Annotated in this window: 14 protein-coding genes; 1 reads left to right on the forward strand and 13 read right to left on the reverse strand. The window is 65.4% G+C overall.

The annotated features are described in order from the left end of the window. Nucleotides 1-11: 11 nt before the first annotated feature. From IEW49_RS06990 to IEW49_RS07050, 13 genes are all read right to left on the reverse strand, one after another. Nucleotides 12-1,325: a radical SAM protein gene (locus tag IEW49_RS06990; RefSeq protein WP_188643130.1), complete on the reverse strand. Its 1,314-nt coding sequence runs from the start codon at nucleotides 1,323-1,325 to the stop codon at nucleotides 12-14. 32 nt (nucleotides 1,326-1,357) lie between these two features. Beyond that, nucleotides 1,358-1,576 (reverse strand): hypothetical protein, encoded by a 219-nt coding sequence (locus IEW49_RS06995; protein ID WP_188642001.1) that lies wholly within the window; start codon nucleotides 1,574-1,576, stop codon nucleotides 1,358-1,360. Beyond that, nucleotides 1,573-1,746 carry a cbb3-type cytochrome oxidase assembly protein CcoS gene (gene ccoS, locus IEW49_RS07000; protein ID WP_188642002.1) on the reverse strand — a complete coding sequence of 58 codons (174 nt, stop codon included), beginning with the start codon at nucleotides 1,744-1,746 and terminating at the stop codon, nucleotides 1,573-1,575. The genes IEW49_RS06995 and ccoS overlap by 4 nt, the downstream gene beginning before the upstream one ends. Next, nucleotides 1,743-3,878: a heavy metal translocating P-type ATPase gene (locus IEW49_RS07005; protein ID WP_188642003.1), complete on the reverse strand. Its 2,136-nt coding sequence runs from the start codon at nucleotides 3,876-3,878 to the stop codon at nucleotides 1,743-1,745. The genes ccoS and IEW49_RS07005 overlap by 4 nt, the downstream gene beginning before the upstream one ends. Further along, entirely contained in the window at nucleotides 3,875-4,321 is a 447-nt protein-coding gene (locus IEW49_RS07010; RefSeq protein ID WP_188642004.1) for a FixH family protein, read from the reverse strand. Before IEW49_RS07010 ends, IEW49_RS07005 begins: the two co-directional genes overlap by 4 nt. Beyond that, the gene (gene ccoG / locus IEW49_RS07015; RefSeq protein ID WP_188642005.1) at nucleotides 4,318-5,904 is read right to left on the reverse strand and encodes a cytochrome c oxidase accessory protein CcoG; all 1,587 of its coding nucleotides are present in this window, start codon (nucleotides 5,902-5,904) and stop codon (nucleotides 4,318-4,320) included. The genes IEW49_RS07010 and ccoG overlap by 4 nt, the downstream gene beginning before the upstream one ends. Then, a complete protein-coding gene (gene ccoP / locus IEW49_RS07020) occupies nucleotides 5,891-6,802 on the reverse strand; it encodes a cytochrome-c oxidase, cbb3-type subunit III (RefSeq protein WP_188642006.1) in 912 nt (303 codons plus the stop codon). Before ccoP ends, ccoG begins: the two co-directional genes overlap by 14 nt. After that, the gene (locus IEW49_RS07025) at nucleotides 6,792-6,956 is read right to left on the reverse strand and encodes a cbb3-type cytochrome c oxidase subunit 3 (RefSeq protein WP_188642007.1); all 165 of its coding nucleotides are present in this window, start codon (nucleotides 6,954-6,956) and stop codon (nucleotides 6,792-6,794) included. The genes ccoP and IEW49_RS07025 overlap by 11 nt, the downstream gene beginning before the upstream one ends. Beyond that, a complete protein-coding gene (ccoO, locus tag IEW49_RS07030) occupies nucleotides 6,953-7,705 on the reverse strand; it encodes a cytochrome-c oxidase, cbb3-type subunit II (protein ID WP_188642008.1) in 753 nt (250 codons plus the stop codon). Before ccoO ends, IEW49_RS07025 begins: the two co-directional genes overlap by 4 nt. Before the next feature lie 10 nt (nucleotides 7,706-7,715). After that, nucleotides 7,716-9,326: a cytochrome-c oxidase, cbb3-type subunit I gene (ccoN, locus tag IEW49_RS07035; RefSeq protein WP_188642009.1), complete on the reverse strand. Its 1,611-nt coding sequence runs from the start codon at nucleotides 9,324-9,326 to the stop codon at nucleotides 7,716-7,718. 142 nt (nucleotides 9,327-9,468) lie between these two features. After that, nucleotides 9,469-10,242 carry a helix-turn-helix domain-containing protein gene (locus IEW49_RS07040; protein WP_188642010.1) on the reverse strand — a complete coding sequence of 258 codons (774 nt, stop codon included), beginning with the start codon at nucleotides 10,240-10,242 and terminating at the stop codon, nucleotides 9,469-9,471. Between the two features lie 83 nt (nucleotides 10,243-10,325). Further along, nucleotides 10,326-12,302, reverse strand: a complete 1,977-nt coding sequence (locus tag IEW49_RS07045; RefSeq protein WP_188642011.1) for a putative bifunctional diguanylate cyclase/phosphodiesterase — start codon at nucleotides 12,300-12,302, stop codon at nucleotides 10,326-10,328. Between the two features lie 166 nt (nucleotides 12,303-12,468). Further along, the gene (locus IEW49_RS07050) at nucleotides 12,469-13,122 is read right to left on the reverse strand and encodes a GNAT family N-acetyltransferase (protein WP_229658117.1); all 654 of its coding nucleotides are present in this window, start codon (nucleotides 13,120-13,122) and stop codon (nucleotides 12,469-12,471) included. 151 nt (nucleotides 13,123-13,273) lie between these two features. Here IEW49_RS07050 and IEW49_RS07055 point away from each other — a divergent pair, with 151 nt between their 5' ends. Continuing rightward, nucleotides 13,274-13,876, forward strand: a complete 603-nt coding sequence (locus IEW49_RS07055) for an SDR family oxidoreductase (RefSeq protein ID WP_188642012.1) — start codon at nucleotides 13,274-13,276, stop codon at nucleotides 13,874-13,876. The last annotated feature ends 10 nt before the right edge of the window (nucleotides 13,877-13,886 follow it).

The raw sequence follows: 13,886 nt of genomic DNA on the forward strand, positions 1-13,886 counted from the left end.
CTCCCTGTTTGCTAGACCGCCGAACTGAAGCGGCGCTGGGACATCTTGCGATGCGGGTCGAACAATGCGGCGACGGTGCGCGCATAGGGCAGCCCGTCGGGTTCGATGGTCAGGCGGTCGTCGTGCAACGACACGAGGCCGCGATCGATGAAAGGCTCAAGCCCACCCCGCACCTCGTTCAGCAGGCATGGCGGCAATCGGGCTTCGCCGCGACACAGCAGCGCCTCGATCGTATCGCCGCGAAGGCGCTCCTCGGGCGAACGGTGGATGCCCCTGTCGGCGCATAACCTCCCTGCGCCCGCGCGCATCCGGTAGCGACCGCTGTTCTTTTCGTTCTGCGCCAGCAAATGCGGAAATAGACTGATAGCCGACGCGCCGAGCCCCACGAGGTTGGGGGCGTCGTCTTCGGTGAAGCCCTGGAAATTGCGGCGGAGCTGCCCAGAAAGGGCCGCATGCGCGAGCGGGTCGCCGCCGGGCAAGGCGAAGTGATCGAAGCCGACGGGCGTGTAACCGTGGGTGACGAGATAGCCGTAGCCGAACGCCGCCATTTCGAAGCGCTCGGCCTGGTCGGGCATGTCGCTCGCATCGATCGCCCGCTGGCGCGGCACGATATGCGGGACGTGCGCATAACCGAACAGGGCGATCCGGTCGGCCCCGAGCACGCGCGTCCGATGAAGGCTGTCGAGCAGGTCTTCGCGCGACTGGCCCGGCAGGCCGTACATCAGATCGAAATTGAGCGAGCTCACGCCCGCTTCGCGCAGCCAGTCGGTGGTCCGGACGATCAGGTCCTCCGACTGGACCCGCCCGATCCGCTGCTGGCAATGCGCGGCGAAGGTCTGCACGCCGAGGCTGGCGCGTTCGACGCCCACGGTCTCGAGGGTCGACGCCCATTCGCGGGTCATCGTGCGCGGATCGAGCTCGATCGAATAGACCGGATCGGTGAGGTCGAACCGGGTCGCCAGCGCCTCGACCAGGTGCATGAAGTCGCTTGGCGCGATGGCATTCGGGCTGCCACCGCCGAACGCGACCCGCCCTACCCTCGTACCGGCGGGAAGCAGCGCAGCGACGGTCTCGATCTCGCGGTGCAGCGCGGCGAGATAGGATTCGAGCCGGTGCCGTCGTCCCGCCGCCCCGGTGTTGCAGCCGCAATAGAAGCAGATCTTCTCGCAGAAGGGGATGTGGAGGTAGAGCGATACGTCGCCCGAGACGGTTTCGAGCGCCTGGCGGTAGTCGTGGGTGCCGAGCGCGCCGAATTCGGCGGCGGTGGGATAGCTGGTGTAGCGCGGCACCGGCGTAGCGAGCAGGTCGGGATGATAGGTCCACATGCCCCTCGCTTTGGGCGAGGCGTGGACCTCAGTCATTGCGCTGGATCAAATTGCTTGCGGTTGCAGGCCGCGTGACATGCCTTGGCGTGGCACGGAGCGTCCTTCACCGGCCTGGGGGCCTCGCGGGGAATTTCGATCGTCACCACCTCGTCGCTGCCGCAAGGCGCGAAGGAAATCCGGTCTTTCTCGGCCGGCAGGGGGCCGAGCAAAGCAGGCAGGAGCACCACGAGCGCCGGATAGAACGCATTCACGAGGTTTCCTCCTCGCCGACGTTCTCGCCCTCGTCCTCGTCGATGAGGATGCGATTGGCCGCGCCGTCGAGATCCTCGAACTGACCGTCGCGCATCGCCCAGAAGAAGAAGGCGAGGCCGAGCGCCCCCATCCCGAGCGCGATCGGGATGAGATAGGCGAGCACGCTCATGCCACGTCGTCCTTAGCCGCGCGCGCCAGTCGCAGCGAATTTCCGACGACCACCAGCGAGCTCAGCGACATGGCGATCGCGGCGATCAGCGGCGTGACCAGGCCCGCCAGCGCCAGCGGGACGGCGAGGACGTTGTAGCCGATCGCAAACCCGAAATTCTGCCGCACCACCGCCATCGTGCGCCGCGCTACCTGAACGGCCAGCGCCACGGGCATCAGCCGCTCGCCGATGAAGACCGCGTCGGCCGCCTGCTGGCTGACGTCGCTGGCAGTGCCCGGAGCGATCGAGGCATGCGCCGCGGAGAGCGCCGGTCCGTCATTGAGCCCGTCGCCCACCATCAGGGGGCGTCGCCCTTCGGCTTTCATTGCCTCGAGTGTGGCGAGCTTGCCGGCCGGGTCGATCGCGCCGCTCCCGGCGATTCCCAGCCCCGATGCGATCTCGGCCACGGCCCGGTCACCGTCGCCGGAGATGATGGAGGGGTCGAGCCCCAGCACTCGCAGGCGGGCCACCGCATCGCCGGCATCGCTGCGCAGGCGATCGGCGAAGGCGATGGAGGCGACCCGATCGCCGATCCGAAGGTCGACCGCGGGGACGGCGCCCGCGCCTTCGGGCTTCTGCAATGCCACCGCTTGATCGCCGTGGCGGCCCGACATGCCTTGGCCCCCACGCTCGACGATGGCGGTGACCTCGGCGGGCCGGACATCGCGCTCGGCCAATGTCCTTGCCAGTCCCACGCTGAGCGGGTGGCGACTGGCCTGGGCCAGCGCGAGCGCAACCGATTGCTGCTCGGCGTCGAGCGCATCCACCTCGGCCCGCAGTTCCCCCAGCGTCAGCGTGCCGGTCTTGTCGAAGACGACCGTATCGACTTCGGCAAGCCGTTCGAGCGCACTGCCGTCCTTGACCAGCAGGCCCCTGCGGATGAGCGCGCCCGAGGCGACGACCTGCGCCGCCGGGACCGCGAGCCCCATCGCACAGGGACAGGTGATGATCAGCACCGCGATCGCGATCACGAGCGACTGGTGCCATCCCGCGCCCGCGATCATCCATCCCACGAAGGCCAGCGCCGCGAGCGAATGGACCGCGGGGGCGTAGAGGCGCGAGGCGCGATCGGCGATCCGGACATAGCGGCTGCGCGACTGGCCCGCCTCGTCCATCAGCCGGGCGATCTCGGCAATCGCGGTATCGCTGCCGGTGGCGGTGATGCGGACGCGGATCGGATCGAGCAGGTTGGTCGCCCCGGCATGGACGTCGGCTCCCTCGCCGACCGGAACGGGCACGCTTTCCCCGGTGAGCAGCGAATTATCGATCGCCCCCCTGCCCTGCTCGACGACACCGTCGGCGGCGAGCGCCTCGCCCGCCGCCACGAGCATCACCATACCCGATTCGAGCCTATCCGCGTCGAGCCGGGCGATCGATCCGTCCGCCTGCACCACGCCCGCGCTGCGCCCCATCCGCCCCAGCAGCGCCTTGATGCCGGCGCGGGTTCGGTTGCGCATCGTCGCGTCGAGCGCGCGGCCTGCGAGGAGGAAGAACAGCAACATCACCGCGCTGTCGAAATAGGCATGCTCGCCCCCGGAGAGCGTCTCGTGGATACTGAGGCCCGTCGCGAGCAACACGCCAATCGAAATCGGCACGTCCATGTTGGTCCGGCGGTAGCGCAGCGCCATCGCCGCCGAGGCGAAGAACGGGCGCCCCGAATAGGCGATCACCGGGATCGCGATCAGCGCCGAGAGCCAGTGGAACAGCTCGCGCGTCACCCCGCCCGCCCCCGACCAGACGCTCACCGAGAGTAGCATGATGTTCATCATGCCGAAGCCGGCGACCGCGAGCGCTCGGAGCAGCGCCTTCGCTTCGCTATCGTCCTGCGCCAGTGGGTTTTCCGCGAGCGCCTGCGCCTCGAAGCCCAGGCGGCGCAGCTCCTCGACCAGGCTCTCCTCGTCGAGGCGCGGATCGTGTTGCACCGCGACCCGCTTGGCGGAGAAATTGACGCGGGCGTTCGCGACCCCCTCGAGTTCGTTCAATCCGCGCTCGATCTTGGCGATACAGCCGGCACAGCGCATCCCCGGCACGGTGAAGCGCGTGTCGAGCAGATCGTCTGTTCGAGGCGCATCGATGGCGACGGGCGCGTTCATTCGAGACGCAGTTCGCGGGTCCAGCGATCGGCGCCCGAACTGATCGTCACGCGCACGATCCAGCGACCGGCGGGTATCGCCTCGGCCGATCCATAGGCCCCGCCGCCCTCACCGAGCAGGACGACCTCACGTGTCCCAGGCTGGCCCAGCGGGCGGCGCAGTCGGGCGGCTATCTCGGCCCCGACCGGAACCCCCGCGACGGTCGCGCGCAGGCGTCCTTCGGCATCGCGCGAAACATCCGCCGACCAGCCGAGTTCGTCCTGCGCGCGGGCCTCTTCGAGCCAGCCGTTGAACTTCTGGCTGGCGACATAGGAATTCTCGACCACCACCCCGCCGAAGCCCTGGGTGGCGAGCGACGCCATGTAGAAATTGACCGCCATCACGATCCCGAAACCGCCGACGAGGATCGCCGCCATGTGCCTGCCGGTGAATTGCTGCCTCATTGGTCGTCTCCCGGGGCCGAGAAGCGAGTCTCGACGGCATCTGTCTCGCGTTGTTCGTCCTGCGACGTGACCCGGAACGTGAAGTCCCGCGCCGGCGTGCCTGCCGGCACCATGACATAAGCGCGCACCGTTTGCGTCTGGTCGGCCGGCACGGTGACGGTCTGCGCGGACGCTGCATCGGCACGGCGGATAGTGTCGGACCACATGAGCGCGCCGGGCAGATCCTCGATCGAGAGTTCCATATCGCGCGGGCGGCTCTCCATGTTGCGCAGCTTAAGGGTGTAGGAATTGCGCACCGAGCCGTCGCTCATCAGCATGAAGGGCGGGTTGCGATCGGGAGAGACCGTCAACTCGGTATGGCTGCGCACCCCGAGCAGGAAGAGGAGCGCCAGCCCGATGCTGCCCCAGATCAGCGAGTAGGCCACCGTGCGCGGTCGCAGCAGCGTGCGCCAGGGCGAACGCGGGGTCTCGCCCTTGGCCTCGCGCTCACAATCCTCGAGCGTGGCGTAATCGATCAGCCCGCGCGGACGGCCGATCTCGGCCATCACCTTGTCGCAGGCGTCGATGCACAGCGCGCAGGTGATGCAGCCGATCTGCGGACCTTCGCGGATGTCGATCCCGGTCGGGCAGACCTGCACGCATTGCATGCAATCGATGCAATCGCCGAATGCCTCGGGCTGCTTCTTCGCCTTCTTGAGGCTGCCGCGCGGTTCGCCGCGCCAGTCCTTGTAGGTGACGATCAGCGACTTCTCGTCGAGCATCGCGCTCTGGATGCGCGGCCAAGGGCACATGTAGATGCACACCTGCTCGCGCATGAACCCGCCGAGCGTCACCGTGGTCAGCGTCAGGATAGCGACCGTGACGTAGGCGATCGGTGCCGCCTCGCCGGCGAAAAAATCGCGGAACAGCGTCGGCGCGTCGGCGAAATAGAGGATCCAGGCGCCGCCGGTGATCAGGCCGATCAGCGCATAGATCGTCCACTTGAAGCCACGGCGGAAGACCTTGCCCCAGGTCCATGGGGCGCGGTCGAGCCGGATGCGCGCATTGCGGTCGCCGTCGATCAGCCGGTCGACATGCTGGTAAAGGTCGGTCCAGACCGTCTGCGGGCAGGCATAGCCGCACCACGCGCGACCCACCGCACTGGTGACGAGGAACAGGCCGATCCCGGCCATGATCAGCAAGCCTGCGACGAAGTAGAATTCGTGCGGCCAGATCTCGATCCCGAACATGTAGAAGCGGCGATTGGCCATATCGACCAGCACCGCCTGGTCGGGCGCATAGGGCCCGCGGTCCCAGCGCAGCCACGGCGTGACGTAATAGATGCCGAGCGTCACCAGCATCACGAACCACTTGAACCGGCGGAAGGGGCCGTCGATCCGCTTGTTGTGGACCGGTTCGCGCGGCTTGTAGAGCTTTTCCTGCAGGTGCTGGCGCGGCGGCTCGTGCGGCTCGTGGCGACGCGCGGCCGCACCCGGTTCGGCTACCGCGCTGCTGACGGGCTCGTTGGTCTTGGCGAGACCGTCCTCCACGACGACCGAACGGTCGCGCTCGGCCTTGCCGCCGGGATGGTCAGGGTTGTTCATCTACCTCGACCTCGGGATCCTCGGCGACTTCGACGAAGTCCTCCCCCCCACCGAGCGAGTGGACGTATGCTGCCAGCATCTTGATGGTGACCGGGTCGAGCCGCCCTTCCCACTTCGGCATCATGCCCATGCGCGGGTTGAGGATCTGGCGCATGATCGCTTCCCGGCTGCTGCCGCGAAGCCAGATGGCATCGTTCAGGCGCGGCGCACCGACCGCACGATCGCCTTCGCCCGACGCGCCGTGGCAGGCCACGCAGGTATCGGCATAGAGCTGGGCACCGGCAGGGCTCGTTTGGCCCTTCCCGCTGAGCGACAGGACATGCGAAACCAGCGCGTCTAGCTGGGCCGGGTCGAAAGCTCCCGCGAACGGGGGCATCTGGCTCGTGCGGGTCTCGTCGTGGCCGGCCTGCCGGATGCCGTGGGTCAGCGTGTATTCGATCGCCTTGAGATCGCCGCCCCACAACCAGTCGTCGTCGTTGAGGTTGGGATAGCCGAGTTCCTGGCTGCCCGCCGCGCCCGAGCCGTGGCACTGGCTGCAATTGACCTTGAAGGCCGCCCGGCCGCCCGCGACCGCCTGCGCCATCAGGGCGCTGTCTTCGGGCAGGCGCTCGATCGGGACGCGCGCCAGCGCTTCGCGGACGCTTTCCCGCGCCAAGTCGGCCGCATCGATTTCCTTGGCCAACTCGCCGCGGCTCGACCAACCGAGCACGCCCGCAGTCGCCTTGTCGACCAGCGGCCAGGCCGGATAGGCTATCACATAGCCGACCGAGAACAGGATCGTGAGATAGAACGTCCACAGCCACCAGCGGGGCATCGGCGTGTCGAGTTCCTCGATCCCGTCCCATTCGTGGCCGACCGTTTCTGTGCCGGTCGGTTCATCGATGCGCTTATTCTCCATCGATACCATCCTTGAAAATGGAGCGCGCCGCGGCGCGATTGCGGTTCTTCGAACCGGGCCGGAAGGGCCAGGCGCACAATGCCAAGAAGATGAGCAGCATTACGACTAGGCCGTAGCTGTCGGCGAAGTGGCGCAGGGTGTCGTAGAAGCTCATCGACCCTTCTCCTGCGCGAGCTCTTCCTGCGCGGCGGCGCTATCGACATCGATCAGCGTGCCCAACATCTGGAGGTAGGCGACCAGCGCATCCATCTCGGTGATGCGGTCGGGGTCACCATCGAAATCGCGCACCTGGGCCTTCGGATAGCGCGCAAGGAAATCGTCCACATCGCCGGCGACATCGGGATCGGCCTGCAACATCAGGTCGGCCATCGCCCGCCCGATATCTTCGTCCGAATAAGGCACCCCGACGCGGCGCAGCGCGGTCAGCTTGGCCGCCGGATCGCCGATCTCGAGCGGGTTTTCGGCGAGGAAGCCGTATTGCGGCATGATGCTTTCGGGCACCACGCTTTGCGGATCCTCGAGGTGCTGGACATGCCATTCGTCGGAATACCTTCCGCCGACGCGGGCCAGGTCCGGGCCGGTCCGCTTGGACCCCCACTGGAACGGGTGGTCGTACATGCTTTCGGCGGCGAGGCTGTAATGGCCGTAGCGTTCGACCTCGTCGCGGAACGGACGGACCATCTGGCTGTGGCAGGTGTAGCAACCCTCGCGAACATAGATGTCGCGGCCCGCCTGCTCGAGCGGGGTATAGGGCCGCATGCCGTCGACCTTCTCGATCGTGTTCTCGAGGTAGAAAAGCGGGGTGATCTGCACGATCCCGCCGATCGCCACAGCGATGAAGGTGCACACCGCCAGCAGGGTGATGTTGCGTTCGAGTTTCTTGTGCTTGTCGGCCATGCTCATCGGTCGGCTCCTATTCGGCAGGCACTGCGGCGGGACGATCGACGATCGGACGGTCGGCTTCGGGATCGTAGGACGCGTCGGTGAGCGGCTTTTCTTCGCGCAGCTTGCCCGCCAGCGTCATCCAGACGTTGTAGCTCATGACCAGGGCACCGCCGAGGTAGAGGAGGCCACCGAAGGCGCGCATGATGAACATCGGGTGGAGTGCGGCGACGGTGTCGGCGAAGCTGTTCACGAGGTAGCCGTCGGCCCCGTATTCGCGCCACATCAGCCCCTGGGTGATGCCGGCCACCCACATGCTCGCGGCGTAGAAGACGATGCCCAGAGTCGCGAGCCAGAAGTGCCAGTTGATCATTCGCAGCGAATACATCCGCTCGCGCTTCCACAGCCTCGGGACGAGGTAGTAGACGCAGGCGAAGGTGATCAGGCCGTTCCAGCCGAGCGCGCCCGAATGGACGTGGCCGATGGTCCAGTCGGTGTAGTGCGAAAGGCTGTTGACGCTCTTGATCGACAGCATCGGCCCTTCGAAGGTGCTCATGCCGTAGAAGGCCAGCGCCATCACCATCATGCGGATGATCGGATCGGTGCGGACCTTGTCCCACGCGCCGTTCAAGGTCATCAGCCCGTTGATCATCCCGCCCCAGCTGGGCATCCACAGCATCACCGAGAACACCATGCCGAGCGTCTGCGCCCAGTCGGGCAGCGCGGTGTAATGGAGGTGGTGCGGCCCGGCCCAGATGTAGAGGAAGATCAGCGACCAGAAGTGGATGATCGAAAGGCGGTAGGAATAGACCGGTCGCTCGGCCTGCTTCGGCACGTAATAGTACATCATCGCGAGGAAGCCGGCGGTCAGGAAGAAACCGACCGCGTTATGGCCGTACCACCATTGGACCAGCGCATCCTGCACGCCCGAGAAGAGGACGTAGCTCTGCGAGCCGACAAGGCTCACCGGGACGGCCAGGTTGTTGACGATATGGAGCATCGCGATCGTCACGATGAAGGCGAGATAGAACCAGTTCGCGACGTAGATATGCGGCTCATGCCGGCGGATGATGGTGCCGATGAACACGATCGCGTAGGCAACCCAGACGATCGTCAGCCACAGATCGACATACCATTCGGGCTCGGCATATTCCTTCGACTGGGTGATCCCGAGCAGGTAACCGCTGGCCGCGAGGACGATAAACAGCTGGTAGCCCCAGAACACGAACCGCGCGAGCGAGGGAAAGGCCAGCTGGGTGCGGCAGGTGCGCTGGACGACATGGAAACTGGTGGCCAGCAGGGCGTTGCCGCCGAAGGCGAAGATCACTGCGCTGGTGTGCAGCGGCCGGACCCGCCCGAAATTGAGGTAGGGTTCGAAATTGAGCTGCGGAAAGGCCAGCTGCATGGCAATGAACAGGCCGGCAAGAAGCCCGACGACGCCCCAGAACATGGTCGCGACGACGCCCCAGCGGACGACGTCGTCATCGTAGCGCGAGGGTCCTTCGGGCATCTTGAAGAAGCTTCGACCACTGGTTACCGGATCGAACCGGACCGCACTCATCCACATCAGCGCGAAGGCGATCACGGCGACGATCGTGGCTTGCGCCGCGAAGGCGCGGTCGGCCGCGGTCGCAACCGCCATGACAGCCAGGATCGTGATAATGAACCAAAGGCCCGTGCGGGCTAATGCCGATTCTGCTTGCACCAGATTCTCCGTCCGTTTTGCCAGCGGGTAGGACCGGGCGCCCCGCGCTTCATTGATCCATGTCAAATTGAATAAATATTCATGCCGCGACCGGCAGATGCCCCGCTCTCGCATCGAGCCCGGCGAGATCGTGCAGCTTGACGATCGACCGACCGGAGGTTTCGAGCAGCCCGAGATCGCGCAGCTCGCCGAACTGGCGGCTGACGGTTTCGATCGTCAGGCCAAGGCTGTCGGCGATGTCGCGGCGCGACATGGGAAGGTCCAGCACGCATCCGCCGTCCTGCGGCGCGCCGATCCGTTCGGCCATGGTCGCGAGAAAGCTCGCGACCCGTTCCTGCGCGGATTTGCGCCCCAGGATGATCGATTTCTCGCGACTTCGGTCGAGCGCCCGCAACGCCCGCTGCAACACCTCGTTGAGCAGGCCCGCCTCCGCGCGCGCTGCCAGCATGAAGGCCGCGGCCGGAAAAGTGACGAGCGCGCATGGCTGCAAGGCGACGAGAGTATAGGCATGCGCGGCGCGCGCCGGCACCGAAACGAGATCTCCGGCAAAGTGAAACGCCACGATCTGTTCGCGCCCGTGCGTGGCATGGGCGACCAGCTTGGTTGCTCCGCTGGCTACGAAGACGATCTGGTCCTCTCCCGTCTTGGCCAAGGGCGCCTTTCCGGTCGCGGCGCCATCGAACCGCGCCAGCGAGCGGAATCGCGCAAATGCCCGGTCGCAAATTCCGCACGGCAGGATCGCCGAAGCGAAGCGATCGAACTGTTCGCTCGTTGTCGACAAGCCGGGGCTGTGGTCGCTGCTCATGGCCTGCGGATAGGACCAGCGCAGCACCACGTCCTTGATTTGCGTCAAACGCCCGCCGCTCCGCGCGAATCCGCCCGCGCCAATTGCAGCGCGCACACCGCTTGCGACCAACTCGCGGCGTGGATTCCCGGCTAGCTTGCGTTCGAGAGGCGCCGCAACTTGAACGGAGACGGCTCTCCACCGAGGCCGAGCGTCTCCAACATGGCTTCGCTCGTGCTCGGCTTTCCGAGACAATAGCCCTGGACGAAATCGCAGCCCATCGCCTGCGCGATTTGGAGCTGCTCGTTGGTCTCGACATGTTCGGCGACGCATTTCGCGCCCGCCGCATGGCACAAATTCACGAGTCCGAGCAGGATCTGCCGCGATCGTTCGCTCTCGAGGACGTTCTCGAGAAGCGAACCGTCGAGCTTGATCGTGTCGAACGACAGCTCGCGCAGATAGGCCACCGACGCATAGCCCGATCCGAAATCGTCGAGCGCAATGATGAAGCCGTGATCCGACAGCTTCTTCAACTCCCTCTCGGCGAATCCGAGATCGGCCAGGATCGCCGTCTCCGTCACTTCGAACTGGATCCGCTGCGGCGCCATCCCGTGTTTCTCGACGATGCGGATGATCCGTTCGGAGGCAGCCGAGCGCCCCAGCTGGACGGCACTGAGATTGAACGACAGCGAAAGGTCTTCGGGCCAGTGCGTCGCGATCGAAACGGCTTTCTCGAACAGGCTTTCGTTCAGGCGATCGATCTCGCCGAGGTCTTCGGCCACGCGAATGAACTCGTCGGGGGTCACGAGGCCCAGGTCCAGGCTGTTCCAGCGCGCGAGGGCCTCCGCGAACACGGGGGCCTCGGTCTCGATCTCGAAGATCGGCTGGAAATGAATCTCCATCTCGTCGATGGCGGCTCCGGAAAGGATCAGCGTCTCGATTTTCGTGCGTCTCTGATCGGCCTCGAACTGGGGTAGATCATAGAGATGCCAGGTACCTCTTTTCGATGCCTTCGCCTTGTAGAGCGCCGAGTCCGCCTGGCGGAAGAACTCGCTCTCCGACCAGCTGAACGGTCCTGCCTCGGTAACCCCGCAGGAAGCGCCCACGATCAGTTCCTTGTTTTCCCATTCGACGGGCTCACTGGCCAGGCTGCAGATTTTCTCGGCCGCCGCTGCGAGTCCTTCTTTCGGCAAGCCGTTCGGCCAGAATACCGCGAATTCGTCACCCCCCAGGCGAGCCACGAGCGCCTGATCGCCGAATGACTGCGTCAGCCGCCCGGCATATTCCCTGAGGATCGCGTCACCTGCGGCATGCCCGAAAGTATCGTTCGCGGACTTGAAACCGTCGAGATCGCAGATGGCGAGCACGCTTCCGCCGCCCGAAATCGGGCCGCGAACGATGGATTTCTCGATTTCCTTCACCAGCCGCCCGCGATTGGCGAGGCCGCTCAAGGCGTCTTCGTCCGCGCGCTTGATCGCGTCGAGCTCCGCCACGACGGCCCGGTTGCGCTCGCGGACGATCGCGATCTGGCCATGAACGAGGCGCGACAGCGCAAGTCCGTGTTCGTGCAACAGCCAGGTCACGAGCAGGAGGACTAGCACCAGGCTCACCGCAACCCCTCGCATCGAGGCATTGCCCATCGCGAACAGGCGCACGGCGACCGGGATCCCCAGGATCAGCAACGGGATCACCGCCGCCCGCGGGAAACTGGCCAGGCCATAGGCCGCCCCGAGCGCCGCAAGCACGCTGTAGAGCAGGATCGTCATCGTCTCGTCGGGATATCCGGTGATCAGCGACTGCGCCCAGATCGAGAAACCGAAACTCAGGATGACGGTGAACACCACCATCTTGATGAGTTCCCGGCGGATCTTGGCGAAATCCTCGATCGGCTTCTGGAACACGATCCAGTAGATCATTCGACCGAGGAGAATGCCCGACAGCAACGTGATCGGCGAGAGCCACCGGAGTTCGTCGCCGTTGGTCGCAACATGCATGCCGACCAGATTGACGAGAGCCACCGCGTAGAGCAGCGGGATCTGCCGCCGCAGGTTCTCGAACGTCCCCACAATCTGTTCGCGCTGCTCGCGCAAGCTCTTCGCCGGAAAGAGAAATTGCAGGACCCAATGCATCTGGTCCGCCATATACGCGAGAAATAGTTTTTTGGTTAAAATTCGGGTCGATAGTTATCTATTTGAATGAGTTTGTTGCGTGGCAGCGAGGCCTTGAAGTGCTCTCCTGGCGAAATGTCGAAATCGACCGAGCGCAGGCATTCAAGGCACTCGAGCGGCACGCGGCTCAGCCCTCGCCGGCTTCGAACGCTGCGAACACGTCCGCTATTCCAGGTACGTCCGACACTTCCCGGAGCGATGCGAGGGCCGGCTCGATCTCGATATCGAAGATGGTGACGCCGCTTTCCCGATGCACGTGGTCCGCGCCCAGCGACTTGGCGAGCAGGATGGCCGCCCTGTTCTCGGGCAGGATGTGCACGGTCAGCTTTTCGAGGTCTTCGCGGCGGCAATCGAGCAGCAGCACCGTCGACAGCAACCTGGCGATGCCGCGCCCCTGATATTCGTCGATCACCGTGACGGAGAATTCGGCCTGCCCGGGATCGTCCGCGTCGCGAAACGCATGGACCACTCCGAGCGCAGGTTGCCCCGGTTCATCGCTGGCAATCGCACCCCACGCGATATGATCGTGTCCGTCGACATCGAGCAGTGCGTCGATCACGTGCTGGGGCGGCTGACGCATGCCCGAGAAGAAACGCAGGTAGCGCGACTCCGTCGACAGCTTGGCGATGCCTTGGGTTAGACGCTGCTCGTCGTCCTTCCGAACCGTCCGGATGCACACCGCAGTGCTGTCATTCAGCCGCGTATGAATGATCATGCCGCCACTCGTGTCCCGATCTGCGCGCCCCTCGATGATGATGCGCGAGATCGTCCGGCCGATCAACTCACCCGAGCGCTGCCTTGGTCGTCGCGCGGGTCGTCGCAGCCGCGCACCGTCTGCCCGCAGGCGCTGCAACCTCGCGCCGTCCCATCGATTGATGGAATGTACCCGCGCCCGCAATGGGCCGCGACCCATTCAAACAGGGAACGACACCATGAATATCCTGATCGCCGGCGCGACCGGCAACACCGGCGCCCGCCTCGTCCGCAAGCTGAAAGACGGTGGTCACACGCCGATTGCGATGCATCGCGCGTCTTCGGACACCAGCGTCCTGCCCGATGATGTGAGCCTGCGCGAAGCCGACCTCACCGACCTGCCCGACGATGTCTGCGCGGATGCCGACGTCGTGGTGTTCGCCGCCGGATCGGGGGGTGATACCGACGAGGAGATGACCCGCAAGGTCGATCGCGACGGGGCCATGCGTTTGATCGACATCGCGGCCGAACAAGGGGTACGACGCTTCGTGATGCTGAGTTCGGTCGGGGCCGGCGATCCCGACCCCGAGTCCGATCTCGCCCCTTATCTCGAAGCCAAGCATGCAGCCGACGAGCACCTCAAGCGCTCGGGCCTCGACTTCACGATCGTGCGCCCGGTCGCGCTCACCGACGACGGCGAAACCGGCAATCTCCGGTTGGGCGACGATGTCGACCCGCAAGGCAAGGCCGCGCGCGGCGATGTGGCGGCGATCATGGCGCGTGCCGTGGGCGACAATTTTTTGGCGGGAAAAACTTTCCTGCTGGAGACCGTCTACGACTGACGCGGAGCCG

It is taken from the genome of Pseudoblastomonas marina, from assembly GCF_014641655.1.
GTDB lineage: Bacteria > Pseudomonadota > Alphaproteobacteria > Sphingomonadales > Sphingomonadaceae > Alteriqipengyuania_A > Alteriqipengyuania_A marina.

Bases quoted from the DNA above. Each gene is read 5' to 3' on its own strand.
- ccoP (WP_188642006.1), bottom strand. From the start codon at position 6,802: ATGGAGAATAAGCGCATCGATGAACCGACCGGCACAGAAACGGTCGGC.
- ccoS (WP_188642002.1), bottom strand. From the start codon at position 1,746: ATGAGCGTGCTCGCCTATCTCATCCCGATCGCGCTCGGGATGGGGGCG.
- IEW49_RS07025 (WP_188642007.1), bottom strand. From the start codon at position 6,956: ATGAGCTTCTACGACACCCTGCGCCACTTCGCCGACAGCTACGGCCTA.
- IEW49_RS07005 (WP_188642003.1), bottom strand. From the start codon at position 3,878: ATGAACGCGCCCGTCGCCATCGATGCGCCTCGAACAGACGATCTGCTC.
- IEW49_RS07055 (WP_188642012.1), top strand. From the start codon at position 13,274: ATGAATATCCTGATCGCCGGCGCGACCGGCAACACCGGCGCCCGCCTC.
- IEW49_RS07010 (WP_188642004.1), bottom strand. From the start codon at position 4,321: ATGAGGCAGCAATTCACCGGCAGGCACATGGCGGCGATCCTCGTCGGC.
- ccoG (WP_188642005.1), bottom strand. From the start codon at position 5,904: ATGAACAACCCTGACCATCCCGGCGGCAAGGCCGAGCGCGACCGTTCG.
- IEW49_RS06990 (WP_188643130.1), bottom strand. From the start codon at position 1,325: ATGTGGACCTATCATCCCGACCTGCTCGCTACGCCGGTGCCGCGCTAC.
- ccoN (WP_188642009.1), bottom strand. From the start codon at position 9,326: ATGGCGGTTGCGACCGCGGCCGACCGCGCCTTCGCGGCGCAAGCCACG.
- IEW49_RS07045 (WP_188642011.1), bottom strand. From the start codon at position 12,302: ATGCATTGGGTCCTGCAATTTCTCTTTCCGGCGAAGAGCTTGCGCGAG.
- ccoO (WP_188642008.1), bottom strand. From the start codon at position 7,705: ATGAGCATGGCCGACAAGCACAAGAAACTCGAACGCAACATCACCCTG.